General features: G+C 49.0%; 21 protein-coding genes. 9 read left to right on the forward strand and 12 right to left on the reverse strand.

Annotated features, from left to right (window positions below; translation table 11 throughout):
- Nucleotides 1-20: 20 nt before the first annotated feature.
- The 4 genes from CBE68_RS03975 to CBE68_RS03990 all read right to left on the reverse strand — a co-directional run bounded on the left by CBE68_RS03975 (nt 21) and on the right by CBE68_RS03990 (nt 5,004).
- Nucleotides 21-866, reverse strand: coding sequence for a class I SAM-dependent methyltransferase (locus CBE68_RS03975; RefSeq protein WP_229744635.1), 846 nt, complete (start codon nt 864-866; stop codon nt 21-23).
- A gap of 214 nt (nt 867-1,080) precedes the next feature.
- Nucleotides 1,081-1,779, reverse strand: a complete 699-nt coding sequence (tsaB, locus tag CBE68_RS03980; protein ID WP_087504902.1) for a tRNA (adenosine(37)-N6)-threonylcarbamoyltransferase complex dimerization subunit type 1 TsaB — start codon at nt 1,777-1,779, stop codon at nt 1,081-1,083.
- 3 nt (nt 1,780-1,782) lie between these two features.
- A complete protein-coding gene (locus CBE68_RS03985; protein WP_087504768.1) occupies nt 1,783-3,717 on the reverse strand; it encodes an ATP-dependent DNA helicase in 1,935 nt (644 codons plus the stop codon).
- A gap of 96 nt (nt 3,718-3,813) precedes the next feature.
- Nucleotides 3,814-5,004 (reverse strand): outer membrane beta-barrel protein, encoded by a 1,191-nt coding sequence (locus CBE68_RS03990; protein WP_087504769.1) that lies wholly within the window; start codon nt 5,002-5,004, stop codon nt 3,814-3,816.
- 378 nt (nt 5,005-5,382) lie between these two features.
- On the opposite strand from CBE68_RS03990, the gene CBE68_RS03995 reads away from it, so the two are divergent.
- Nucleotides 5,383-5,988, forward strand: a complete 606-nt coding sequence (locus CBE68_RS03995; RefSeq protein ID WP_087504770.1) for a hypothetical protein — start codon at nt 5,383-5,385, stop codon at nt 5,986-5,988.
- Here the strand turns inward: CBE68_RS03995 and CBE68_RS04000 are convergent.
- Nucleotides 5,985-7,736 carry a glycoside hydrolase family 36 protein gene (locus tag CBE68_RS04000; protein ID WP_087504771.1) on the reverse strand — a complete coding sequence of 584 codons (1,752 nt, stop codon included), beginning with the start codon at nt 7,734-7,736 and terminating at the stop codon, nt 5,985-5,987. The two genes, CBE68_RS03995 and CBE68_RS04000, sit on opposite strands and share 4 nt — an antisense overlap.
- A gap of 56 nt (nt 7,737-7,792) precedes the next feature.
- Between CBE68_RS04000 and CBE68_RS04005 the strand changes: the two genes are divergently transcribed.
- Complete coding sequence (locus CBE68_RS04005) at nt 7,793-8,689, forward strand: type 2 periplasmic-binding domain-containing protein (protein WP_087504772.1); 897 nt, start codon at nt 7,793-7,795, stop codon at nt 8,687-8,689.
- On the opposite strand, the gene CBE68_RS04010 is transcribed toward CBE68_RS04005, so the two are convergent.
- The 3 genes from CBE68_RS04010 to CBE68_RS04020 all read right to left on the reverse strand — a co-directional run bounded on the left by CBE68_RS04010 (nt 8,649) and on the right by CBE68_RS04020 (nt 11,522).
- Complete coding sequence (locus CBE68_RS04010; RefSeq protein WP_087504773.1) at nt 8,649-9,431, reverse strand: methyltransferase domain-containing protein; 783 nt, start codon at nt 9,429-9,431, stop codon at nt 8,649-8,651. The genes CBE68_RS04005 and CBE68_RS04010 overlap by 41 nt on opposite strands.
- Nucleotides 9,432-9,439: 8 nt before the next feature.
- A complete protein-coding gene (locus CBE68_RS04015; RefSeq protein WP_087504774.1) occupies nt 9,440-10,195 on the reverse strand; it encodes a Nif3-like dinuclear metal center hexameric protein in 756 nt (251 codons plus the stop codon).
- A gap of 97 nt (nt 10,196-10,292) precedes the next feature.
- Nucleotides 10,293-11,522: a nucleoside recognition domain-containing protein gene (locus CBE68_RS04020; protein WP_188708069.1), complete on the reverse strand. Its 1,230-nt coding sequence runs from the start codon at nt 11,520-11,522 to the stop codon at nt 10,293-10,295.
- A gap of 66 nt (nt 11,523-11,588) precedes the next feature.
- Between CBE68_RS04020 and rsmF the strand changes: the two genes are divergently transcribed.
- Entirely contained in the window at nt 11,589-13,004 is a 1,416-nt protein-coding gene (rsmF, locus tag CBE68_RS04025) for a 16S rRNA (cytosine(1407)-C(5))-methyltransferase RsmF (RefSeq protein WP_087504776.1), read from the forward strand.
- A gap of 254 nt (nt 13,005-13,258) precedes the next feature.
- On the opposite strand, the gene CBE68_RS04030 is transcribed toward rsmF, so the two are convergent.
- The 3 genes from CBE68_RS04030 to CBE68_RS04040 form a co-directional block, all read right to left on the reverse strand.
- On the reverse strand, nt 13,259-14,449 hold the full coding sequence (locus CBE68_RS04030) for a porin (RefSeq protein ID WP_158100488.1): 1,191 nt from the start codon (nt 14,447-14,449) through the stop codon (nt 13,259-13,261).
- A gap of 126 nt (nt 14,450-14,575) precedes the next feature.
- Nucleotides 14,576-15,133, reverse strand: coding sequence for an NAD(P)H nitroreductase (locus tag CBE68_RS04035; protein WP_087504778.1), 558 nt, complete (start codon nt 15,131-15,133; stop codon nt 14,576-14,578).
- Nucleotides 15,134-15,230: 97 nt separating this feature from the next.
- Entirely contained in the window at nt 15,231-15,911 is a 681-nt protein-coding gene (locus CBE68_RS04040; protein ID WP_087504779.1) for an HvfX family Cu-binding RiPP maturation protein, read from the reverse strand.
- Between the two features lie 151 nt (nt 15,912-16,062).
- Between CBE68_RS04040 and metA the strand changes: the two genes are divergently transcribed.
- From metA to CBE68_RS04070, 6 genes are all read left to right on the forward strand, one after another.
- A complete protein-coding gene (gene metA, locus CBE68_RS04045) occupies nt 16,063-17,007 on the forward strand; it encodes a homoserine O-acetyltransferase MetA (protein ID WP_087504780.1) in 945 nt (314 codons plus the stop codon).
- A gap of 48 nt (nt 17,008-17,055) precedes the next feature.
- The gene (metH, locus tag CBE68_RS04050) at nt 17,056-20,745 is read left to right on the forward strand and encodes a methionine synthase (protein WP_087504781.1); all 3,690 of its coding nucleotides are present in this window, start codon (nt 17,056-17,058) and stop codon (nt 20,743-20,745) included.
- Between the two features lie 169 nt (nt 20,746-20,914).
- Nucleotides 20,915-22,642, forward strand: a complete 1,728-nt coding sequence (locus tag CBE68_RS04055) for an ABC transporter substrate-binding protein (RefSeq protein ID WP_087504782.1) — start codon at nt 20,915-20,917, stop codon at nt 22,640-22,642.
- A complete protein-coding gene (locus CBE68_RS04060) occupies nt 22,630-23,337 on the forward strand; it encodes a substrate-binding periplasmic protein (RefSeq protein WP_087504783.1) in 708 nt (235 codons plus the stop codon). The genes CBE68_RS04055 and CBE68_RS04060 overlap by 13 nt, the downstream gene beginning before the upstream one ends.
- A gap of 119 nt (nt 23,338-23,456) precedes the next feature.
- On the forward strand, nt 23,457-24,161 hold the full coding sequence (gene hutC, locus CBE68_RS04065; RefSeq protein WP_087504784.1) for a histidine utilization repressor: 705 nt from the start codon (nt 23,457-23,459) through the stop codon (nt 24,159-24,161).
- 82 nt (nt 24,162-24,243) lie between these two features.
- Complete coding sequence (locus CBE68_RS04070) at nt 24,244-24,546, forward strand: PGPGW domain-containing protein (RefSeq protein WP_087504785.1); 303 nt, start codon at nt 24,244-24,246, stop codon at nt 24,544-24,546.
- Nucleotides 24,547-24,576: 30 nt separating this feature from the next.
- Here CBE68_RS04070 and CBE68_RS04075 read toward each other — a convergent pair whose 3' ends face one another.
- On the reverse strand, nt 24,577-26,238 hold the full coding sequence (locus CBE68_RS04075; RefSeq protein WP_087504786.1) for a L,D-transpeptidase family protein: 1,662 nt from the start codon (nt 26,236-26,238) through the stop codon (nt 24,577-24,579).
- Between the last annotated feature and the right edge of the window lie 72 nt (nt 26,239-26,310).

The raw sequence follows: 26,310 nt of genomic DNA on the forward strand, positions 1-26,310 counted from the left end.
ATCAAGCCAAACGAAATGAGTTAATTCGCTGGTTTGATGAACTTCAAGGTCATGCGATCACTCTCACCAATAGCAAGGTACTTGTCTTTGTCCTGATCTTTCAGGCGCAGTACCGGCGGTAATGTCCACACTCCTTTAGGATGGTCTTTGGTGTCTTTTGCATTGGCGTTAACTTCGCTGGTTGCAACAATTTTGAAGCCTGCGCTTTCAATGACGCCAATCAGTTCAGCTTGGTTCAAGTAACCTGAACCCTTCAGTTCTTCGTTGCTTTTATTGTCGGGGCCGCGATGCTGAACCACCCCCAAAACGCCACCAGGCTTCAACACAGCAAATGCTGATGCCAAGACATCGCCATCGATGCCATCGCGATGCCAACCATGGAGGTTGCGGAAAGTTAGAACCATATCGACCGAGTTATCAGCACCCAGTTTGGCAGCGGCCGGCGGCTGAAATTCAACCACTGCAACATTGCCCCACCAGTCTTTGTTAGCGTCTAACTTCGCCAGAAGCTTCTTACCATTTTTGTAGTAGTAGCTATTTTCATCAGCTCCAGTGACTTTGAAATTGGCGGCAATGAACTTACCTTGATCTTTCAGATAAGGAGCGAGTATGTGGCTATACCAAGCCCCACTGCCGGGCCACAATTCGATCACTGTATCTGTTGGTTTGATACCAAAGAAAGTGAGTGTCTGGTAGGGGTGACGATAGACGTCTCGTTCGGCCATCGCAGCACGACGTTCATCGGCAATGGTTTTCGCTAATGCGTCATCAGCCATTGCCGGAGCAGCAATAACGGCTGCCGATAAGGTTAATCCTGCCAATACAGCTTTCTTCGCTGAAGTCGTTCTCAGAGCTCTCAGTAGCATGCTATTTGTTCCTTTATTGTGCTGTTATTTATATGGAAAATCGTAGCTTTATACCAATCGATGTAGACATTTATCCTGCTCTGAGCGGAGCAAATGTTTGCATCGACTGGTATTACAGACTGGCCATTAACTTAAAGCTTTCAGCAGTCAAATAGCCAGCCCCAGACACAATTTGAAACAAGATTGCTAGCTTATCGCCGCGAACAACGATCCCTTAGCGACCAGGTAGTTTTTGCCACGTCACGGTATCACGAAGGTATACAGGCTGAGCGTCTGCAGCATCAACAGCTTCACCACGTTGCCAAGCAAACTGGCTTAAATACGCCATGTCCTCAGCAAGTGGAAATAGATCGATATCGTGGTGCACGACGTGATTTGGCATTGGAGCCAGTTTATCGGCATAAGCCAACCAACCGGAGCCCGTCGCGTAATAGTCTTTTGATTCGTCAACAACATCGCGCCATTGCTCTGGTGGGCAAACTCGCTCTGGCTGTTGTGGCACAAAGTCACCTTGGTGATGGCAAAAGCTACCGAGGTAGATTTCATTCATCCGAGCATCAATGGCGACTAACTGCTGCGGGATATCGCTTAAACGGTAACCTTGACGAGCCAGAGCTTGCAACGTCGACATAGCTAGCAGTGGTAAATCGGCGCCGAATGCCAATCCTTGCGCCGTTGCGGTACCGATACGAACACCAGTAAAACTGCCTGGCCCGCGACCGAAGGCGATGGCATCGAGTTGCGATAAACTCAATCCGGCTTGTGCTAGCAGTGATTTTGCCATTGGCAATACTAATTTAGCGTGCTCTCGGGGTGCCACTTTACTATCGGCAATTATTTCGTCACCGACCATCAATGCCGCAGAGCAACTTTCAGTACAGGTATCGATTGCTAAGATTTGGAGCTTTTTCATCATTTAATCAGGTTGTTGTTCTATCGAAGGTTGTTGCAAAAACGCCACCGCCTTGTCTTGTCGCCGAGTTCTCGGCATCTCCGGTAAGCTTTGCAAAAAGGTTTTGCCGTAGGCTCTGGATGCTAATCGAGAGTCACAGATTGCCAATAAGCCTTGGTCTGTCACTGAACGGATCAAGCGCCCTGCGCCCTGTTTTAAAGTGATCACCGCTTTGGGAATTTGAATAGCCGAAAATGGGTCGCCGCCACTGCGCCGGCAATCTTCGATGCGAGCGCTGAGCAAAGGGTCATCTGGGGCACCAAAGGGCAATTTGTCGATGATAACACAGCTCAAGGCATCACCTCGGACATCAACGCCTTCCCAAAAACTGCCAGTTGCCAGCAATACAGCATCCCCTGCAGCAACAAATTGATCGAGCAAAATCCGTTTTGAACTCTTTCCTTGGACCAATATCGGCCGCGTCAATTGCTCGCCAATCTCGGCGGCTACTTGCTGCATCATCCGATGACTAGTAAACAGCACAAACACGCCGCCTTTGCTCGCCTCAATGAGCGGCAAAATAGTCTCTATGAATTGCCTTGCCGTAGGCTGACCGCCGACTGGTTCTGGCAGAGATGCCGGAACAAATAGTAAACTCTGTTGCTGATAGTTGAAGGGGCTTGGCAAACTTAACTCTGCAGTACGCTGAATTCCCATTTGAGAGGAAAAATGTCTGAAACCATCGCCAACTCGCAAGGTAGCGGAAGTAAACACCCAAGAGGCGTGTTGCTGGGCCATAAAATCGGCAAAGCGGTTGGCGATATCCAATGGCGTTAAATGCATGATTAAATGTCGAGGTGTCGTTTCAAACCAATAGCTATTGCCGAGTTCATCGACTTGGCAAATCGCTTTGAGCTGATTGATATACTGGCTACAACGCTCCCAGCATTGATCAATTAATTTTCCTCGTCCCAAAGCCAGCTTCAACACATCGAATAAAAAGCTCAAATCATCGGCTAGGCGCTTGACCGCATGTTGCACATTGCTTTGTTGCATTTGCTCGCGCCAATTGCCTTTGCTTGGCTCTCGGCCAAAGCAAAGCCGTAGGTCTTGCCCGGCTTGCGATAATCGCGCCGCCGCTTTACCTAACTGGGCTTGGTCGGCCGCTTCGGAGCGATAGGCAGCTTCAACATCCTTGCTCAGATCGACAATCTGGCGAGTAGACAACGAGGTCCCAAAATACATGGTAGCAATATCGGGTAGTTGGTGAGCTTCATCGAAAATAAAGCTATCGGCCTGTGGCAATAGTTCACCAAATCCGGTGTCTTTAATCGCCATGTCGGCAAAGAACAGGTGATGATTGATCACCACCAACTCTGCCTCCTGGGCCTTTTTGCGCGCTTTTAGTAGGTAACACTCGTCATAGTCTGGGCAATCTCGGCCCAAACAATTGTCTTGAGTCGAAGTCACATAAGGATAAATACGACTGTCTTCACCGAGCTCTGTTAATTCGCCGATGTCGCCACTGTCAGTTCGATTCGACCAGCGCTTGACGATCACTAAATCAGCCTGCAAGTCAGACTCGAGTAGCTTATCAGCTTGTTTTAGGTGCAAATCCATCCGGTATCGGCACAAATAATTAGCCCGCCCTTTGAGCAAAGCTACAGGTCGACCGCAACCTAGGGCATCGATAACAGTCGGCAAATCTCGATGAAAGAGTTGCTCTTGCAGCGCTTTGGTTCCGGTACTGACGATGGTCTTACCTTTACTTAACAGCGCCGGAATCAAATAAGCGAAGGTTTTACCGGTACCCGTCCCAGCCTCGACCACTAAGTTGGTCTTTTGCTTCATCGCTTTTTCGACTGCAAGCGCCATATCAAGCTGTGCCTGACGTGGTTTGAACTGGGGAATAGACTTGGCTAGCGCGCCTTTGTCACCAAAACAATTCGATACTTTCATCAACTCAGTGAGTCATTAACTCGTCATTCAATAAACCGATAAGCGGTCCACAAAAAAGCTGGCCTAAAGCCAGCTTTTTGTCATTCGCTTTGCTTTTTATAGGGCTGCACGCAGCGTCAGCCAGTAGGTACTTTTATCGTAACTCAAGCGCTCTATATTGGAATCTTGGTCACTGTACTGGTAGTTCAGTTCCGTGCTTAACCAGCGGCGCCAATCATAGCTAATAGCAAACTGTGCCGATAGATAATCATCATCTCGGTCTAAACCGGTGAACTCCTCGTCAACGTATTTGCCACCAACAGTAGTGGTCAATCGGTCACTCCAACCATGCTGCCAACGCAATGCTGCATTGGTTTCTTTTACAAAGTCACCAAGGGTATCGGGATCTTTCGCCCGTCGACCACTTTCAATGCTGATTTTGGAGTAACTCTTTGGCATCCATTCCGCGCCGACAGACCAAGTTAAACCAGAAAAGTCAGTTCGCGCGACGTCATCATAATCGCGATTTTCGTAACCGACTTTAACGATACCAGCAGTTTTGCCAGTGGCTTGCCAGCGCAAACCCAATTGATAGCTCTCATCGGTACTATCGCGGTTGCTCTCGGAGGCGGCTTGGCGATCATACTCAGTATCCGTGCGACTCCAATCAAGCAGCGCTGAGGTTTTCGGTCCCAAACGCCAATACAGCGTGGCGCCAGCAGTTAGTGCGTCAAAATCTCGAAACACGCTTTGTTGACGGAAGTTGCGATACTCCTGCTGGTCGTAAGCTAAGCGAACGTCAACATTGAATCGTGCATCACTGACACCGAAACCGTAAAGCGCCGAGGCATTTTGCAATTCCTTCTCAACAACTTCATCGAGGCGGTCACCCTGTCCTTCACTGATGCCTTTGCCACGCGCTTCATGCTCCCGAATGAAGTCGTAGTTCATGGTCAGACGATGTTGACTGGTAAACTCATGGTGCAGCTTGGTGGTTAGCTTATGATCGGTGTAATCATCTTCATCACTCGAATGATAGGTCGCATGTGCCAATTGATAACCGACCGCGAAGTTACTCAGCTTGTCGCCGCCCGCAACCGTTAATTCGGGCTTGAGTAATGTGTACCAGCTATCAATTTCAGCAGTCGATGTGTGCGCCGTATTGTCGTCATAACCATTAATCACACTAAGTTGAGGTCGAAGCTTTAAACCGTCAGCTATTTCAACCGCAGCCGGTTGATAATCGGCTTTTACAGGACTGCTGACGGCCACAATCAAGGTCAGCGCAGAAGTGGTGATAAGTCGCATTGGCTAGTTCCCTCACAACACCAGTCGTTCGTCACTCAATTGACAATGGATGGCACGACTGATTATTCCAGCATCTTTTTTTAGTTAGTGTGGAGATAATACAGACAATAGCCGCTAACGGCACCCATCAAACAGTAAATTAGTCCCTCGTCATTGGGGCAATAACAATTTGCCAGCAATAATTTTGAACTATTTGATTAAAGTTCCGTCAACTAGAGGAATGTGTGCTGCTCATCGCATCGGTGTTTCAAAATGTAACGATGTGTTCACAAATTTGTCGGGAATCAAAAGAATTCGTTGATTTTTGCTCTATGGTGCTGATAGTTTTTGACCGCTGTTGACGCACAGATTGTTGTCGTACGTTACGTTAGGGCTTGTATGAAGTATTTGATTGGTTCAATTATTGTAGCGATAGCTGCCGGGTTAAGTGCTCTGACACCTTGTCAGGCGCTCGATCGTGACGCCGCCGAATCAACCAATGATAAACAACCAGTGCTCACCACAGGCCAAGCCAGCTTTCTGCAGTTCAATCAAAAGTTTCAAATTGATTTCCAATCGCTCACCACTGCATCAGACTTTGCCAAGCAGACTTACAACGCGGTGTATGAGTCGCTGATTAACTACAGCCACAAAATTGAAATCCTGCCAACAGCCACCGATCAGTTTTATGATGCCGAGGCAATGTCGTACCAATACATCGCGTTGCCATTGGTCGCTTTACCCCATGACAACGTCAGGTTTGAGGTGTTTAGCCAGGCCTACGATCCGAGTTATTATGCACTGAGCCATCGAAGTCAGGATGACCCACTAAACAGCTACATGCCATATGCTGATTTACAGTTTAATGATGCCAAGTTCGCGGTTGGTGTCGGTGCTAGCTTGCCACTCGACGACCGCTCCAGCCTCAGAGCACTCTATACCTCTGGAACCATCCCTGGTTTGGGAGATAGTAAACTTGGCTTGTCCTACGAACTCAAGTTCTAAGCGCTACTTTGACCGCGTCTTTTCGCTAGAATCGCCCTCGCCTGTTTTGGCTCAACATTGCACCTGAACTCGGTTTGCTGATCAGCAAGGGGTATTTGTTGCCAGTAATCGAACCAATCCACCGGTTCATCACAACTAACGATGTGTTGCTGCGTAACGTCGCGATGCAAGTTAAACAACAAGAACAATTCGAGTTCCGCGCTCAGTCGCAAGCGCGCCTGACTAAAATCCAAATCGTGATACTTAGCACTGTCTTCACTCTGCTGCCAACGATCGAACAATCGCTGAATGGTGTTGTGCGCTAAAGACGGCATCGCCAGCACCGAATCACCCAAGATCAGATTGCCACCATGGGTCAACATTGATGTGGCGTGAAACAGGTATTCCGATGGACTCGCGTGCTGTTGCTGCTCAGCGGTGTCGAGATCCGATACGGTCAGACAATCTTGATCGATCTGCCACAGTTTGTTGTGCTGCCAACTACGGCAGGCATTCTCTTGATGCAACTGACTGAAGCGATGCATATGCCGATGAATATCGTCACTGGTTCGCATCGCGTCAACTAATCCTAGCGATGGCCACATCGGTGCGTTACAGCCCAGCACGACCGCATCACCTGCGCCTTCGCGAATAGCAGCCAAGCCACGGCGATATGCTTCAACACTGGTCATTGGATTGGCTCGCGGAACTTGCAATGCCCCCCAATATAGCGCGTCGAGTTTGAACAGCACGATGCCCCAGCGCTGTTTCATTGCTGCGACTGTATCTCGCAAGTATTGGCAAGGGCCATCTTGGGAAGTATCAAGCAAGTACCAAGGAGTGCAACGCCAACCTCCGTAGGTAATGTCATCCGCCGGTATCGGGCGCCCCTGTTGATTGCGGACAAACCAGTCGGGATGTTGCTGCAATAACTGTGATGATCGCTCAGCAATAAATGGCGCCAACCAGATGCCCGGTTGGCAATTGGCGCGTTCAATTGCATCAATTGCCGATTCAACACCGCCAGCAAACTTGTCAGACGGTAGCAACCAATCCCCCATCGCTCGTTGATAGCCATCATCGATCAGCACTACCTTGGCTTGCGGAAATTGTTTACTCAACGCATCACTATTGGCTGCGATAATGTCGGTAGTGATGTGTTCATAATAGTGGTACCAGGAACACCAGCCCTGCAGGCTGTTGTTAAATCTGGGCACTCCGTGGTGGTGTTGAATCGCCTTAGCAAACTGCGAGGTCACCTCATCAATCGAATGACCGGCTACACATACAGGCATTGGCAAAGACAACTCTTGACGCGCCGCCAGCGACAATTGTTCCGTTTCCACTACCGCCACCAAGAGCCCTTGATCTCGATATTGAAAATAGCCATTAAACTGGTCACAGCTAGCAAAGCCGCAGAGCCAGTACGCTTTACTGGGCTCTACCTCAACGATCAAGTAGTTGTAATAACGAACCTGATCGGCTGGATAGCGTCGATAGTCATTGTCGTTGTCGGCACAGCGGCTGACCCGCTGGGGGTGCTGCAATGTACCACGCCACTGACAAAGCATTTGGAAACCATCGCCTAACACTTGTTGGTCGCGCCATAGGCTCAGGTCCCAGCTCGCCACAATGACATTAGGCAATTGCTCAATCTCGGCGTTATTGGCGCGCACAATCACGCAATTATCGTGTTTTATCAGTTGCGCATTGCTACGACGGTCAAAACACGGCGTAGCCAAGGTTGATTGCGAGGGCTTAATAGGCATACTGAATACTAAGGTGACTGTCGTTTGACGTTAGTCTAGTGGAATTGGAGACCTAAGTGGTGCAGATTTTTATCATCTCGCTGGTATTGATGTTGCTGATCCCCACTAGCTATGCCCAGACCAATGTGGTCTACTTTCAAAGCCATGACAGGTTCAGTTATGAAGTTGAATTGCTTGAACATTTACTGGCAATAACTGACCAAGAATACGGCAAAGCGACGCCAATAGCGCATCAATCAACAATGACTGAACAGCAAGGCTTGCGGGCGTTAACCCGGGGTGAAGTCGATATCGCTTTTTTGCCAACCAGCAAACGCCGTGAGGCAAACTATCTTGCCATTAAACAACCGTTGCTACAGGGCATGCTGGGCTTCAGGTTGTTGCTGACAAATCGGTCATCGAATTACAAATTTGCCGATATCCACTCTATTCAACAACTCCGCGACAACGTCATCGCAGGCTTTGGCTTGCATTGGGAAGATCTTCGTATCTTGTACCGTAATCGACTGCCCGTCATGACTTCACCTCAGTATCAAGAACTGTTCGCCATGCTTGGCACTGGCCAGATTGATTACCTGCCGCGGGGCCTGAATGAAGTCGAAGCCGAGTTAAAAGAACAAGCCATGCGCTATCCCGATATTGGTCTCAATGAGGATATTGCCCTGTATTACGCATTCCCTCGTTACTATTTCGTCAACCGCGGCAATAAACAACTAGCAGAGCGTTTGACCGCAGGCCTTGCTATAGCGAAACGAGATGGCAGTTTCCGGGCATTATTTGACAAACATTTTGGCGCCGTTAGTGAACGTTTGATGAGTAAGCCAAGAGTGTTAATTGAATTGAAAAACCCGTTCCTGCCGGATGATGTGCCGCCGATGGAAACCGATTGGTGGTTACAGCCGAAAGCAATTACTAATGTCGCTGGCACACGTAGTGCACGTAACGAGCAATAGCGCATAACGCCTGATCATCAGCATGTTGTAACTCTAATTCAATTAACTGCTGCTCATTGGCCGCAGCGTGCTCTCTATCGCGAACATAATCGCTAAATACCCTGACTCCTGAGCGTCCAACAAGCGTCAATTGATTGGCCTCTAACTGTTGTTCAAGCTGCGGCAAATCTACCGGCCATTGTGGACTGAGGCGTTGCCGACTACGCCTTTTCATACCACTGGCAACATGGTCAAAGTTACCAGCAACAAGATTGTGCAACAGTTTTGATTTTGCGTTATACGCCATTAGGCTCAGAGATCCGCCAGGTTTAAGCAGCTGACCGAGTATGCTGACAAATTGTGCCTGTGGCTCAATCCATTCAATGACTGCATGGCACAGAATCAAATCGAACGGTTGTTGCGGCGCCAAGTCAAACAAGCTGGCGTGAATGAAATCGAGTTGCTGATCCAGCTGGCGCTGAGTCGCATGTTGTTTTGCCTCCGCCAGCATATCGGCAGAGATATCGCACAAGGTGACATGATGCCCTGCTTCAGCAAACCACAAAGCCATCTGGCCCATCCCGGCCCCCACATCGAGAATCCGTAACGGAGCGCCATTGCGGAACTGAGCCAAATCCCGCTGTAAAACAGCCAAGCGTATCTTTCCTTTCGGCGTCTCATAGATACTGCGAGAAAACTTCTTTGCGGCGCCATCGAAGTTCGATTTAGTGGTCTGGCGATGACCCTTTTTAGATTTAGCCACGCGCTTGTCTATACCGGATTGTCGATATCGACAAATTCAACATCCAAACCATGCTGCTCAGCCAAATGCTCGCCAAGCGCTTTAACACCGTAACGTTCGGTAGCATGGTGACCAGCAGCGAAATAATCGATGTTCAACTCCTGGGCGATATGAAACGTTTGCTCCGATACCTCGCCACTAATAAACGCATCACATCCGGCAAGTGCCGCTTGTTCAATAAATGACTGACCACCGCCGGTACACCAACCAACAGTGCTAATTGGTCGTTCGCTGGCAGCAATATGTAACGGAGAGCGCTCCAACACATGGCTAATCCGCTGTGCCAATTGCGCTCCACTTAGGGGCTGAGAGAACCTGCCTAGCATAGCGACCGAGAATGGGTCATTTGGCTCCAGTCCGCCGATTACATCAATGTCTAACAATGCTGCGAGCTGGGCGTTGTTGCCCAATTGTGGATGGACATCGAGTGGTAAGTGGTAGCCAATCAAGTTGATATCTGCGCCCAGCAAGGCTTTCAATCGATGGTGTTTCATTCCTGTGATTACCGGTGATTCGCTTTTCCAAAAGTAACCATGATGAACCAAAATGGCGTCCGCTTGGCGCTCAACAGCAGCATCTACTAAGGCTTGGCTAGCAGTCACCCCAGTGACTATTTTACCAACCTCATCACGACCTTGGACTTGCAGGCCATTGGGGCAGTAATCACGGATTTTATCGGCTTGCAGCAATTCATCCAAATAGCGAATCAGATCGTTGGTCAGCATAGAAAAATGTTCCAAGTATCAATTTCAGTAACTGTCATTTTGCAGAGCGGCATTCTATCTCAATGCCGTCACCTGTTGATGCATTTTTTCGTTATCACTAGCCGTAGAACCAATAGGCAATGAAAATTGCCGCAATAATGCCCACAGCATCGGCAAAAAGGCCACACCAGAGCGCATAGCGACTGTTCCGAATACCAACGGCGCCAAAATACACCGCTAAGACGTAAAACGTCGTCTCAGTACTACCTTGGAATATGCTAGCCAAACGACCAACAAAGCTATCGGCGCCATGAACATGCATGGTATCAATCAACAGCGCCCGAGCCGCCGAGCCGGAGAAAGGTTTGGCGAACGCAACCGGCATTGCCTCGACAAACGACGTATCACCACCAAACCATGCAACCAGCCACGCCAAGCCATCAACCACCATTGCTAGTAAACCACTCGCGCGCAACATCGCCAATGCCACGAGCATCGCGACCAAAAACGGAATCAGTCGAATAGCGGTTTCAAATCCCTGCTTGGCACCTTCAATAAATTCATCATAAACAGCAACCTGACGCCGCTGAGCAAGCAGCAGAACAATGGCAATAAATGCAACTAACAGTAGATTGGCCATTAAGGTTGATTGTTCGCTAATCGCACTTGCACTCAGCTGCATCAAGTAACCAATGAGCGCCAGTATTAACGCTGCGACCAACGCAAATGCCATCAGAATTTGTCGTTGCAGTAAATTGATTCGCTGCACTAGCGAAACGATCAGTAGCCCGCCGATGGTCGATGCTGTCGTGGCCAGCAGTATCGGCAAAAACACGTCGGCCGGCGCTTCAGCACCTTGCTGCGCTCGATACAAGAACACCGTGATAGGAATGAGTGTGACTGATGATGTATTGAGCACCAGAAATAGAATTTGTGCATCACTTGCGGTATCCGGTGTCGGATTGTGCTTCTGCAGATCTTGCATCGCCCTGATACCCAGTGGCGTTGCAGCATTATCGAGCCCAAGAGCATTGGCCGCTAAATTCATCGTGACGCTACCAAAGGCAGGATCGCCTTTGGGTATACCAGGCATCAGCAACTGGAACAGGGGCGTCACTTTTTTGGCTAGCCAAGCAACCGCCCCGCACTTCTCGGCGATAGCAAACAGCCCTTGCCATAGACACAACACCCCTATCAAACCCAAGGCAATTTCAACGGCCAAACTGGCACTGTCAAACATCGCAGCCACCAATCCATTGACACTTTGGCTATCGCCAATGAACAGCCATTGCGCTAGGGCGGTGGCAAAACTGGCAAGGATCATTACCAGCCAAACTCGATTTAACACGCTACGTCCTTTTTATCGTTATGCTAGAATCTGCCGCTGTTCTAGCCCATAACATAACTTTGCATCATGACTAAAGTGGAATTCCCTCAAGAGTTTATTGATAACACTAAGTCGATACTACCGGCAAATTTGACCATTGAGTCTTTGTTGGAAATCAGTCAACTACCGCTTAGAAAGAGCATTCGCTTAAATACCTTGAAAATGCCCACTGGGCCTAGCCTTGATAACTTAGTGGCACAAGCTAACCCGATACCTTGGTGCCCTCAGGGTTACTGGCTAACCGAGCAACCACAGTATCCATTGGGCAATCATGTCAGCCACCTCAATGGCCAATTCTATATTCAAGAAGCCAGCTCGATGTTGCCACCAATGGCTCTAGCCCACTTATGTGACAGTCCTCAACTGGTTCTCGATATGGCCGCTGCGCCGGGTTCAAAAACAACTCAGCTGGCCGCTTTTATGAACAACCAAGGAGGACTGGTAGCAAACGAGTTGTCGGGTTCAAGGTTGAAGGGATTGTTTTCCAATATCCAGCGATGTGGTGTCCGCAATACCGCATTGACTCATTTTGATGCCAGCGTCTTTGGTGCTGCATTGCCAGAAACCTTTGATGCCATTTTGCTCGATGCACCGTGCTCAGGAGAAGGTACGGTGCGCAAAGATCCAGACGCCATGAAAAACTGGTCGATCGCCGCCATTGAGGAGCTGGCTGCCTTGCAAAAGCGGCTTATTGATAGCGCGTTTCACGCCCTCAAGCCCGGCGGAGTGTTGATATATTCAACCTGCACACTTAACCCTCAAGAGAATCAGCAAGTCTGTCAGCATTTGATGAACACATTTGCCGGCTCAGTTGCACATCGTTCATTGGCAACATTGTTCAATGGTGCGGACAAGGCACTCACGCCAGAGGGCTATTTGCATATTTGGCCACAACTGTACGATTCCGAAGGGTTCTTTATTGCCGCATTTGAAAAAACCGCGGCGGTTGAGCCTCCTACTGCGACTAATTATCGGTTGGGGCAATTTCCCTATCAACGGATGAATGCCAAGGAGCGAAGCGCCATTGACCATCATCTGCAGCAGTTTGGCTTAAGTGCACCCAATGATATGAGTTGGTACAAGCGTGACAATGTTTGCTGGTTGTTTCCTCAGGCAATTGAGCCATTAATCGGCAAGGTGCGATTCGACCGAATCGGCTTAAAGGTTGCCGAGCAACATAAAAAGGACTTTCGATTGTGCCATGAATTTGCAGTTGCGCTGGGAGCAGGAGCCTCGGCACGGCTGATTGAATTGGACCCATCGCAAGCGGAGCAATATCTCCAAGGCAAAGATGTTCGAGACATCGGCGAGCTGCCGAACAAAGGCGAAGTCATGGTTCAATTTGAACGACAAGTACTGGGGCTGGGGAAAGTGGTTAATCAGCGAATTAAAAATTCTTTACCTAGGGATCTTGTAAGGGATCAACCAGTTACCCAATTCTGACCATTTTGACGGTTAAAAAACAGGCGAATTAGTGGCGTTATCGACAATCTGACCTACACTGAAGTGTATCTAAAGATTGCGTCCCCCCTCGGGTGTTGTCTTTGAAACAGTTAGTTAGCGCACGGCTCAACAAGAGCCATTCCCCTACGCTCGGAACAGGAATCGTTCCGAGCTTTTTTTTGCCTTCTCGCCGTCATTATGACAATAAAAAAGCCACACTTGCGTGTGGCCTTCATCGTCAATCAGTGAGCAGCTTACAAGCTGAACCGGACACCTAGTCCATAAATATCTTCGCCGCTGGTGCCATTGAAATCACTGTCATCAATACGGATTTCACTGAACAGGCTAAAGTAGTCGGTCCAATTAAATATCACGCCTCCAACATAGTAAGTCAGTTCGTGCGTATCGGTAAGCGCAGTGCCCATTGCCGCGTTATAACTAGCAACGGCTTCTTTGTAATTCGAGTCATCATCAGAGATTGAGTTATGACCGGTATAAATCACCCAAGTTTTGTTGAAACCGTAACTGACCAGCGATTCATGACCTTCGGCGTCATACAAAATACCTTGGCTATCGAACTCATGATTTTCGGTGGTGGCATAAACGAAAGCTGCATAGAGGCCTTCTTTCATCGGCCCGTTACCGATTTTGATACCAAATGCGGTTGCCTTGTCATCAACTTTGAGCTTCAACGAATTGTCGTCGATCTCACCGCGTAGTTCCATGTCAGCTTCGTTGTACGTCACACCAACAGTCAACGGCATGCCAACGTCTGCGACGTATTGAAAACTGACGCCATAACTGGAATCAAACTCACCTTTGTTACCACGAAATCCAGTATCACTGACAAAGTCTTCAAAGGTAATATCGCCTGGACTAACTTGAACCTGCAAACCTAACTTAAACCCAGCCCACTGATTGCGGTAAGTCAAAGCGTTTTCCGCTCGACCAGTTCCTGATAAACCACCGTCGCCGGAAAAGTTAAAGGTACCGGACGCTTCGCCCCCGTACATCATGTACTCATCGGTGTAAGACGTCACATCGTAATAGGCAGCCCATTGCTTACCGACTTTAAAGGCACCATAGGTATCGTGAACGACGCCAATGTTACCTTGCCTCAAACTAATGGTGTCGTCTTTATCGCCCGAAGACAAAGAAGGCAAACCATCACCGTTGATCACTAGGCTGTTACCCGAGTTAGTGGTTTTGATTGCCCATTCGAGATAAGCGGACGCATCCCACTCATTATCGATCTGATGGTCAAATTGAAAGCCCAGCCGAGATGATCCGTCTTTCGCAGTAAAGTCGCTATCGGTATACAGGGCATCGATTTCAAAGTAGCCCTTGAGTTGAGCTGAGAGGTGTTCATTTTCGAATAATTGGTAGGCACCAGCCTGACAGGTTGCTGCTGCCACAGACAAACACAAAGCGCGCTTAAGCCACATGTGGAACTCCCTTCGTAAGTGTGCAAGTTTTGATGCCATTTGGCATTTTTGGGTAGCAAGCCTTAACGGCTTGTCTTTTACTTGCGTTTAAGACTAGTTCAAAGAAGCGACGCTGACAAAAAACCTTTAATCGCCAATGAATTCGACATATTTGTCAAGCAGCGGCATCGCTGCTATGCGGGTTTCGCCTTGTGCTGTGCCTAGGTAAAGGAAGCCAACAATTTCATCTTGCTCGGCTAATTCAAAGGCATCACGGACATAAGGATCGGTAGCATAAACACCACTGCGCCAAATACCACCATAGCCAAGTACTAAAGCAGCTTGTTGCATTGCCATGACCGCACAACCAGCACTTAAATGTTGTTCCAACGGCGGCACTTTAGGGTGCGCCGACACTTTGGCAATCACGGTAATAACAACAGGCGCACGAAATGGCATTTTCGGTGCTTTGTCAATGGCAGCTTGGTCCAGATCCGGGTTGTTAATCGCCGCACGTTCCAAAATATCAGCCAACTCTTGGCGCCCATCGCCTTGATAGACAATAAAACGCCATGGCCTTAAATGAGCATGATCTGGCGCTCTCAAGCCGGCTTGAACGATGATTTCTAGCTCTTCTTGGGTGGGTGCTGGGGCAGCTAAATTGGCATGAGAGTGGCGATTCAATAACAGGTCGATAGCGTCCATGAATGTCCTCTGTGATTCAACGATGCTAACAGCCATCGCGTCTTGCGACGGCCACAATGGTTAGCAGAGCTTAGCACGATGTTTCAGCAATTGGCTGTTAGTTGGCGAGTTTTCTAGCTAACCAGTAGTCAACACTGAGCCAACGACCAGCACCGGTAAAGAGTAAACTCAGCAACATCGAAAAATAGATCGCAGCAAACTGAATACCATTGTTTAAGATAACCACCGGACCAGTCTCGTAAAGATAACTTGGTTTGCCATTGGCCTCGACAATGCTTCGAATCCGCTCAAGGCGGTCTGATACTTCGTTACTGTTCTGCAAACTTTCCGCTGCTGCGTTAAACCCAAACCAATCAAAAAATGTTGCCACGCTTGTACTACCATTGGCCGGTGCGATGGCATGCCAACCATTGACCCAATGGACTGAAAATGCCGCCACCAACATGGTAATTAACAACGGAATCACCACCAAACGAGTCAGAAAGCCAAACAACAACAGCCAACCACCACCAAACTCGGCCCAGCCAGCAAGAAATGCCAACAGATCGGGAGCAGGCAATCCCAAACCCCACTCTGGATTGCCAAACCAAGCAACAATGTTGGGCTTGGCTAGAAACTGTTCGAACACGCCAGCATCCGCATCACCAATGCGCAGCTTGTTGTAGCCAGCAATGATCATGACGGGGGCGAGGATCAGCCGAAACACCAGTGGCGCTAAAAAGTCCACCAAGTTGACTTTATCTGAGGTTTTCTGAGCTGCTGCATACAAGCGATTCATGAGCGATTCCTGTTGTTAAAGGCTCGAAATATTGCCTTTAGGAGTATAGAAACGGATTCGCTGAAAAAAATTTCAATCAACCAGACTTCTAGACGTCTAGACGTTGATGTTTTATTATTTCGCAACTTTCGTTTTTAGCAGGAACAAAGGCATGCCAATTAATATTCCAGATCGGCTCCCTGCCGCTCAGGTATTGACCACAGAAAACATCTTTGTGATGGGCCACGAACGTGCTTCATCGCAGAACATTCGGCCATTGAAAGTCCTGCTGCTAAATCTGATGCCGAAGAAAATCGAGACTGAAATTCAGATTATGCGGATGCTGTCCAATACCCCGTTGCAGGTCGATGTTGATTTGCTTCGTATCGACAACCGGCCATCAAAAAATACCCCGGAAGAACACCTAAACGCCTTCTATCGCACCTTTGAAGAAGTCGAACAGCAGAACTATGACGGCATGATCATTACTGGCGCACCATTGGGTTTAGTCGAGTGGAATGATGTGGTGTTCTGGCAGCGGATGAAGACCATCATCGACTGGGCGAACAAGCACGTCACCTCCACCATGTACTTGTGTTGGGCGGCTCATGCCGCGTTATACACGCTGTATGGCATCGATCGAAAAATTCGCCAAGAAAAATACTCGGGCGTTTACCCACACCAAGTACTCTATCGAAATCACCCGTTGATGCGCGGTTTTGATGACGTGTTCTGGGTCCCGCATTCTCGTTATGCCGAGATCAATGCCGATGAGGTCGAAGAAAAAACTAATCTGCAGATTCTCGCGGCATCGCCACAAACAGGAGTGCACTTGGTTGCTTCTCCAGATGGCCGGCAACTTTTTATTACCGGTCATCCGGAGTACGATCCGGAAACCTTGCACAACGAATATGTTCGAGATTCAGCTGCCGGTTTAAACCCTGCCGTTCCTGAGAACTATTATCGCGACAACGATCCGAGCAAAGAACCGCTGGTGCGCTGGCGTAGCCATGGTAATCTGCTGTTCTCCAACTGGCTGAACTACTTTGTCTACCAGACCACACCATACGATTTGCAACAGCTCAAGCCCGTCGCGCTTGCTGCCAAACTGTCATAACAACAATCAGATTTCCGTAGTACGGTTTACCGCTGAAGAGGTTAACAAGTGAGTCAAAACAACAATAACCAAACGTCCCTGGAGCAAGCATTCCAACAACGTATCCTGATCTTGGATGGCGGTATGGGGACGATGATTCAGGCTCATAAACTCGAAGAGCAGGATTATCGCGGCGAGCGCTACGCTGACTGGCATTGTGACGTCAAGGGCAACAACGATCTGTTGGTCCTGACCCAACCTCAAATCATTCGTGATATTCACGCTGAATACTTTGCCGCTGGGGCGGATATTGTTGAAACCAATACGTTTAACAGCACCAGCATCGCCATGGCCGACTATGACATGGAAGCACTGTGTCACGAACTGAACTTGGAAGCTGCCAAATTGGCGCGTTCCGTGGCAGATGAGTTTACTGCCAAGGAACCCCATAAGCCTCGATATGTCGCTGGTGTTCTCGGCCCAACCAACCGTACCTGTTCAATCAGCCCTGATGTGAACGATCCAGGGTTCAGAAACGTCACCTTTGACGGTTTAGTAGAATCATATTTAGAGGCGACACTGGCATTAATTGAGGGTGGCTCGGATCTAATTCTGATCGAAACCATTTTCGATACCCTCAATGCTAAAGCGGCCATTGTTGCGGTAGAACAAGCGTACGAGCAAATTGGTCGACGCCTGCCGGTGATGATTTCAGGAACCATTACCGATGCCTCGGGTCGGACGCTATCGGGACAAACCACCGAAGCATTCTACAACTCATTGCGTCATGCGAAACCTCTGACCATGGGCCTCAACTGTGCCCTTGGCCCTGCCGAGTTACGACAGTACGTTGAAGAGTTGTCTCGAATCAGCGAAGGCTATGTCTCGGTTCATCCTAATGCTGGTCTGCCAAACGCTTTCGGCGAATACGATCTTGGCCCAGAAGAAATGGCCGATCACATTGTCGAATGGGCCAATGCAGGTTTCTTGAACATGGTCGGCGGCTGCTGTGGTACCACGCCAGAACACATTCGTCAGTTTGCCGAACGGCTCGAAGGTGTTGCTCCTCGGGAGCTGCCTGAGCTACCAGTTGCCAGCCGTTTGTCAGGCCTCGAGCCATTTAACATTCACGCCGCAGATTTGTTCGTCAATGTCGGCGAACGCACCAACGTCACCGGATCGGCTCGTTTCAAACGGTTAATTCTCGAAGAAAACTACGACGAAGCATTGGAAGTTGCTCGACACCAAGTAGATAACGGCGCCCAAATCATCGATATCAACATGGATGAAGGCATGTTGGATGCCGAAAAAGCCATGGTTCGTTTCCTCAACCTGATTGCCGCTGAGCCCGATATCTCGCGAGTGCCAATCATGATTGACTCGTCGAAATGGGAAGTGCTGGAAGCTGGCCTGAAGTGCATTCAGGGTAAAGGTGTGGTGAACTCGATTTCACTCAAAGAAGGCGAACAGAATTTCATTAAGCAGGCGGAAACAATTCGTCGATATGGCGCCGCGGTCATTGTCATGGCCTTTGATGAAACCGGCCAAGCTGACACCCGCGAGCGCAAGTTTGAAATCTGCAAACGCTCCTATGATGTGTTGGTCAACAAAGTGGGTTTCCCGCCGGAAGACATTATTTTTGACCCCAATATCTTTGCCGTTGCCACTGGCATTGATGAACATAACAACTATGCCGTTGATTTCATCGAAGCGGTCAAAGACATCAAAGACAATCTGCCCCATGCAATGATTTCCGGTGGCGTCTCTAACGTGTCCTTCTCGTTCCGCGGAAACAATCCGGTCCGTGAAGCCATCCATTGCGTGTTTCTCTACTATGCCATTCAAAACGGCATGGATATGGGCATCGTCAATGCCGGTCAGCTAGCAATTTACGAAGACATTCCGCAAGAGCTTCGCGACGCCGTTGAGGCGGTGGTGCTTAACAGTAACGACGACGCCACCGAAACCTTGTTGGCAATCGCTGATAAATATCGTGACAGCGGCGCAGCGCAAGACGATGCTCAAGACGCTGAATGGCGCAGTTGGGACGTCAACAAACGTCTCGAACATGCGCTTGTGAAAGGCATTACCGACTTTATTGAAGAAGATACCGAAGCCGCACGGCAAGCAGCAGATCGCCCCCTGCACGTCATTGAAGGGCCGCTGATGGACGGCATGAATGTGGTCGGCGATTTGTTCGGAGCCGGTAAAATGTTCCTGCCACAGGTAGTGAAATCTGCGCGCGTGATGAAGCGTGCCGTGGCCTACCTAGAGCCGTACATTGAAGCTGAGAAACAAGCTGGAACCAGCAATGGCAAGGTGTTGATGGCAACAGTAAAAGGCGATGTTCATGATATTGGTAAAAACATCGTCGGCGTGGTGTTGCAATGTAATAACTACGAAATTGTCGACCTTGGCGTGATGGTGCCTTGTGAGAAAATCCTGCAAGTCGCCAAAGAACAAAATGTCGATGTGATTGGTCTGTCTGGTCTTATCACACCATCACTCGATGAAATGGTGCATGTTGCCAAAGAAATGCAGCGCCAAGGCTTTACTCTGCCGCTGATGATTGGTGGCGCAACCACTTCCAAAGCTCACACCGCGGTGAAGATCGAGCAAAACTACGACCAGCCCGTGGTGTATGTGCCCAATGCTTCGCGCGCCGTTGGTGTCACGGCAGCACTGCTTTCTGATGAGCAGCGCCCTGCCTTTGTTGAACGCCTCAACCACGAATATGAAGTGGCTCGCGATCAGCACGCCCGGAAAGTCCCTCGTGGCCAAGCGATTGATATGACCGAAGCGCGCGCCAATGGCTATGTTATCGCCGATGACTATACGCCTCCTGTACCGAACCAGTTGGGCGTGCAAGTAATTGAAGACATGGACATCGAAGTACTTGAAAAATACATCGACTGGACGCCATTTTTCATGACTTGGCAGCTCAAAGGTTCATACCCTCGGATCTTTGATAACGCCACTGTCGGTGAAGAAGCGAAGAAGTTATTTGCTGAAGCGAATGCCATGCTTAACACCTTGAAGCAGCAAGGTTCAGTCACCGCGAAGGGAGTGTTCGGCCTGTTCCCGGCTAATCGCGATGGTGATGACACCATCGTCTACCGCGACGAATCTCGCACCGAGGTACTCACCACCCTGCACCATTTGCGTCAGCAAACCCGTAAACCCAAGGGCAAGCTCAACCATTGCTTAGCTGACTACGTGGCACAATCTGGCAAAGACGATTACATCGGCGCGTTTGCCGTCACTGGTGGTGTCGGTGAAGAAGAAATCGCTAATGCCTTTAAAGCGGATGGTGATGATTACAACGCGATTATGGTTCAGGCCGTTTGTGATCGCTTGGCTGAGGCGTTTGCCGAGTACTTACACGAGCAAGTTCGTAAGCTGCACTGGGGATATGCTGCAGATGAGAACCTGCCAAACGAAGACTTGATTCGGGAGAAGTATCAGGGTATTCGTCCTGCCCCAGGATACGCAGCCTGCCCTGAACATACCGAGAAAGGCAAGATTTGGCAGATGCTCGATGTCGAAGCGAACATCGGCATGAAGCTCACCGAAAGCTACGCCATGTGGCCTGGTGCATCGGTTTCTGGCTTTTACTTTAGTCATCCCGATGCCAAGTACTTTGCCGTTGCCGGTATCCAGCGCGACCAAGTAGAGCAATACGCGGCAAAGAAAGACTGGGATATGGCAACCGCCGAGCGTTGGTTGGCGCCGAATATCGCCTATGATACCGACAGCTAACCAGGGAGCAATGCGCAGCTTTTGGAGCTGCGCATTGACTTCGCCGCTCGTCCAGTCCAAAAAATAACTCTAAGTCAACAAACCGCACGTTTAACCAGTTCCATCATCCCCATCCCTGCTGAAGTGGCCTAAAGTAATAAACAGATCAGCTGACGAGAGGGAGATTCGAATGGACACAAGATGCTTGTGGCGCCCCGAGTTGTTATTCGTCGCCCTAGCTATCGTGCCGACGCCCTCAGTAGCTGATTCGTTTTCATCACAAGCCATCGAACGATGGTTAGCGCAAGAGTTTATTCATTCCACTTTGGCCAAATCCGCGCAACGGCAAGAGTTACAGTGGTTTCAACATGCTGCTGTGCCCTATCGCGATCTGACGATTCATGTTGTGTCAGAAGATATTCCTACTCATCGATATGAATCCGAAGTATTAGCGCGAGCCTTCTATGACATCACCGGTATTCACGTCGTTCACGAAGTGACCCAAGAAGATGATGTGGTGAGAAAGCTGCAGGTTCAAATGGACCTCGGCATTAACATCTATGATGGATATGTCAATGACAGTGATTTTATTGGTAGTCATTCGCGTTACCGGCAAACGCTGGCAATTTCTGACATGATATCAGGCGAGTGGCGCAATATTACATTGCCAACGTTGGCACTTGACGACTTTATTGGCCTGTCTCACGTCACTGGCATTGACGGCAAGTTATATCAACTACCAACTCAACAATTTGCCAATCTCTATTGGTACCGACATGACTGGTTCACCGATCCTCAGCTAAAGCAACGCTTTCAATCCCACTTTGGCTATCCATTGGGGGTGCCACAGAATTGGGCAGCGTATGAGGATATCGCCAACTTTTTTACCAATATCGTTAAAGAAATCGATGGTAAGCAAGTGTGGGGGCACATGGACTACGGTCATTTTGATCCTTCTTTGGGCTGGCGTATTTCCGATTCGTGGTTGAGTCTTGCTGGTGCCAATGACTTAACATTCAGCAATGATAAACCCTACAACACGCAACAGGGTGTTGGTGATTGGGGCATCAGAGTCGAACACTGTCATCCAGTTGGCGCATCGGTAACCAGAGGCGGTGCATTGGACAGCCCAGCGGCAGTTTATGCAGTTGAAACCTATATCAGCTGGCTATTGAAATACGCCCCCGCTGAAGCCCGATACCTAACCTTTTCTAATTCATCGGAATATCTCGCTAGAGGAAGTATTGCCCAACAGGTATTTTGGTACACCGCATTTATCCCCAACCTACTCAATGAAGAGTTGCTCAGCCACAATGACATGCCGGTTTGGCGCGTTGCCCCTAGTCCACGAGGCAAATATTGGCGCTCGGGCATGAAATCGGGCTATCAAGACATTAGTGGTTGGACATTTTTGCGCTCAACGCCCAAACGTCGCGCAGCCGCTGCATGGCTTTATGCCCAATTCGTTGTTTCTAAAACCGTATCAATGGAAAAGTTTCTTAACGGCTACACGCCGATTCGACAATCGGATCTGTCATCAACGTACTTAATAGACAATGCCCATAAGTGGGGGGGATTATTAGAGTTTTACCGCAGCAAAGCGCGAGATTATTGGACTCCAACGGGTTTGAGTGTCGCCAACTATGCTGCATTGTCTGATGCTTGGTGGCGGCATATCGGCCGTGCTGTGAGCGGCCACCAAAGTGTCAAAGAAACAATGACGCAATTAGCGAACGACATCGACCAACGGCTCGATAAGCTAAAGCATGACGATATGCGATGTCCGCCAAGGCTCAATCCACCTCAAGCAGCGAGCCACTGGCTAGAGCGCCACGGCGCGCCTTGGCCAGCAGATAGCAAGCCGGCCGTCCCGAAGACGCTGTCATATCAAGAGGCATTGCTGTTATGGCAAGAGTAGCGTTAGTGGTGTGCTTACTGTTAGTGGCTCTACCGGTTGCTGCGACGATCAAGTTACTGATCTATGACTACCCTCCGCTGATTGCAATCAAGGGTCAAGCGCAGCCCTCGGGACATGCCATCGAACTGATCAAGCCGTTGTTCCTGCAAGCGGGAGTGCCCTATCAGTTCGTTGAGCAACCACTCCGCCGCGCGATTTATCAAGCTGCACAAAAGCAAAATTACTGCACCTTCCCGGTGATCCGCACCCAACAAAGGGAGGCCAGCTTTCGTTGGATTGGGCCCATATCGATCAATCGCTATGGGCTCTATGGCCACCCTGAACTACACCATAAACTGGTCACACTAAACGACGCTAAATCTTACAAGATCGGCGCCTACGCCGGTTCAGCAGTTGCCGAATACTTGTCGCAGAACGGCTTTAGCATCGATCAAACCAACAGCATCGAACAAGGCTTACAAATGTTGAAACACAGCCGCATCGATTTTTGGGTTGCTGATACGCAATCGATCCGCCAAGCGAGTAAAACTGCCAACATGGCGAAGTTATCACCGAGTTTAAGTTTTTACACCAGCATGAGCTTTATGGCGTGCAATCTGGAAACGACCGATAGTGACTTACTGGCATTAGAAGCAGAGCTCAAGAAAATGTACCTCTCAGGGCAAGCCCAACAATTACTTCATTTGAGTTTTTAGCGCCATTTACAGCTCCGAACACCCCAATCAAGTTCATCAAAATAGCATGGCGAATCACCATAGAATGTGCCACCATTGGCGCCTGACATTCGTTTCGCTAAGCCCAATAATCCACATCCATGCCTGCTGCTAAGTACCACAGTATCAAACAGTTTTTGTTCAATGAAATTGCATCTGGCCGCTGGCCAGAACATCATCGAGTGCCATCAGAAAACGAATTGGCAACTCAATTTAAAGTCAGCAGGATGACAGCTCGGCGAGCATTGCAAGAGTTGGCTGACGAAGGGGTCCTGCTGCGGACCAAAGGCTTAGGCAGTTTCGTTGCACCATTCAAGAACCAAAGCTCATTAGTGCAAGTGCAAAACATTGAGCAAGAAATCACTCAACGTGGTCAGAAACATCGTACTGAATTAATCACCTTGGAATCGCGAGAATCAGATCAAGAGGTGTCCATCGCTCTGAGTTTGCCAATAGGTAGCCCGGTGTTTTTCGCCGCCATCGTTCATTACCAAGATGAGTTACCGATCCAACTTGAAGCTCGCTATGTCAATGCACGACTAGTACCGGGCTTTATTGAGCAAGACTTCAGCACAACCACACCACATGAATATTTAAGTCAGATCTTACCGCTGACCGAAGCCGATCAATTAGTTGAAGCGGTACTCGCCGATCGGCAAACTTTGCACTATTTGAAACTCAATCCACCGCAAGCGTGTTTGCAGCTGACGTGCCGCAGTTGGACCGCGTTAGGAGTGGTCAGCTATACCCGCCTCACTCACCCCGGTCAGCACTTTCGGTTGGGCTCACAAACCAAAGCCAATTAGCGACTATTATTTGTTCTAATGCCATGGAACTGTCATTAAATCATGGTTAATTATGCTCTTTGAATTTTGACACTTGGTCTCAATGCAAGCTTTAGATGATATGAAGCGGATGATTCTGTCGGTAACTGGCGGCGTATTGCTTGTCGTTGGCCTGATACTGATCCCCATGCCTGTGCCTATTGGTCTGGCGATGACTATTAGCGGCCTTGCTCTATTGATTCATAGTAACGACACAGTCCGACATTACATTCGTGATTGTCGTCAGCGTTACCCAAACCTCAATGAAAAGATTCGCCGTGCAGGGGCAGCTTTGCCAAAGCCACTGCGACGCATCGTTAGTCGTACCAAGCCTCTGATTCAAAGACACAAAAAAGGGGCAGACTAGCTGCCCCGATTGGTGATATCTACCCCTTGGCTATTGCAAAGCGCGTTCAACCGCTGGCAGCATAATTTGCTCAGAAGTCATTCCTAACTCTTTCAAGAGTCGAGCATCGTGGCCATAGATATCATTGTGGAAAATCAAATTATCTTCATCATCGACAATCGCTGTGAGGTAAATAATACCCACGGTAATGGCTGTTTTAAGCGAGACAACTTTTGCCCCATCAGCGGCAAACTCCTCATCAATGGCAGCCGCATCCCAGCCTTCAGGGTTCAATACCCAATTGGCTAACCCAGGTACATCACCGACCCGAATGCAGCCATGGCTGAAATCTCTGCGCTCTTTGGCGAATAGACTTTTCGCTGGTGTGCCATGCAGGTAAACGTTATTCGAATTGGGAAAAATAAACTTAGCCTCACCAAGGGCGTTGTGCGGGCCATTGGATTGGCGTAGCAAAAACTCCCCCCGCTTCAATGCGGCAATATTTTCTGGCGTGGGCGGGAACACTTCAGCTGTTTTGGAAAAGTACTTCACCAGTTGAAAATTGTGTTCCTCGAAAAATCCCGGCTTATCGACATGAGGGATATACTCTCGCCGCAAGATACTATTTGGCACGTTCCAATAGGGATTGAACACCATATAGGTCATATCTGCGACGAAAAGCGGGGTCCGGTAACGGCGATAACTTTTGCCGACAATCACATCCGACTCAAAGGTTAACTGCTGCTCTCCTTGTGAATCAGCCTCAATGCCATACATGGTGAATGACGGCACATTGACCAGAATATAACGGGTATCGACAATCTCACGAGGCAACCACCGTAGTCGCTCCATGGTAGCAATCATCTGCTGCTCGCGCGCAAACCAGTCTTTGTTGAGCGCTTCGTACGTCCGTTTGCCAATGACGCCATCCTGCCCCAGTCCATTAAGCAGCTGAAACCTTTTGATATTGGCCACCATGGCTTGATCATAAGTGCCAGCGAACGTCATCGGCTCTGCAGCTGGCACTAATTCAGCAAGGCGCTCAGCTATCGATTGGTACAGCACAGTTGTGATTTGATCACCAGGGTGCAGGGTTTTACCGCTAGGTACCGGCAACCATTGCTCGGTATCCAACCTGTTATTAACGATGGTAATCATGGCTTTTTTAAGCCGTTGATACAGGGAGCTTGGTGGCTCGGCCTGAGCCAAGATGGCTACCGGATCTTCACCATCAGAAATTCGTTGCAGTAGCTGTCCTGGGTCGTCAAGTTCAACAAGCTCCGGGATCCCTTGATGGTGAGCCGTGGGTGGTGTTCTGCCGACTTTGACATCAGCGACATACTGCAAAAAGCCAAGGCTGAGCAGCAATTCAGCACGAGATTTGGACAGCTCACCATGACTTGGCTGAGCAGCAATCATGTCAATGATATCGGCAAAATAGTCTTCTGGGCGTAAGCCGTTGTAACTGGCCTGCTTTAATGCTTGCAGTAATTGTTGAGCTTGCTCGCTCAGTTCGCCATTGATATACCAAATGGGTTGGTAATCTCGGAATTCATAAAAATTCACTAAATGACTGTAATGATCGCTGAACCTTGGCAATTGCAAGGTTTCAGCGGGGAGATCATCATTAAGATTCTGGGCAATAAAATCGCTGATATTAGCGAGCGCTACCGCAGGCAAGAAACAAATAACAGCGAGAAATTGGCGCAACATATTGCATCCTTGGCTTTAAATTTACCGACCAGTTAGCTGACTCATTCAATCAGCCTAACCAATTGAAACTAA

Source organism: Neiella marina, from assembly GCF_002165625.1.
Taxonomy (GTDB): Bacteria; Pseudomonadota; Gammaproteobacteria; order Enterobacterales; family Neiellaceae; genus Neiella; species Neiella marina.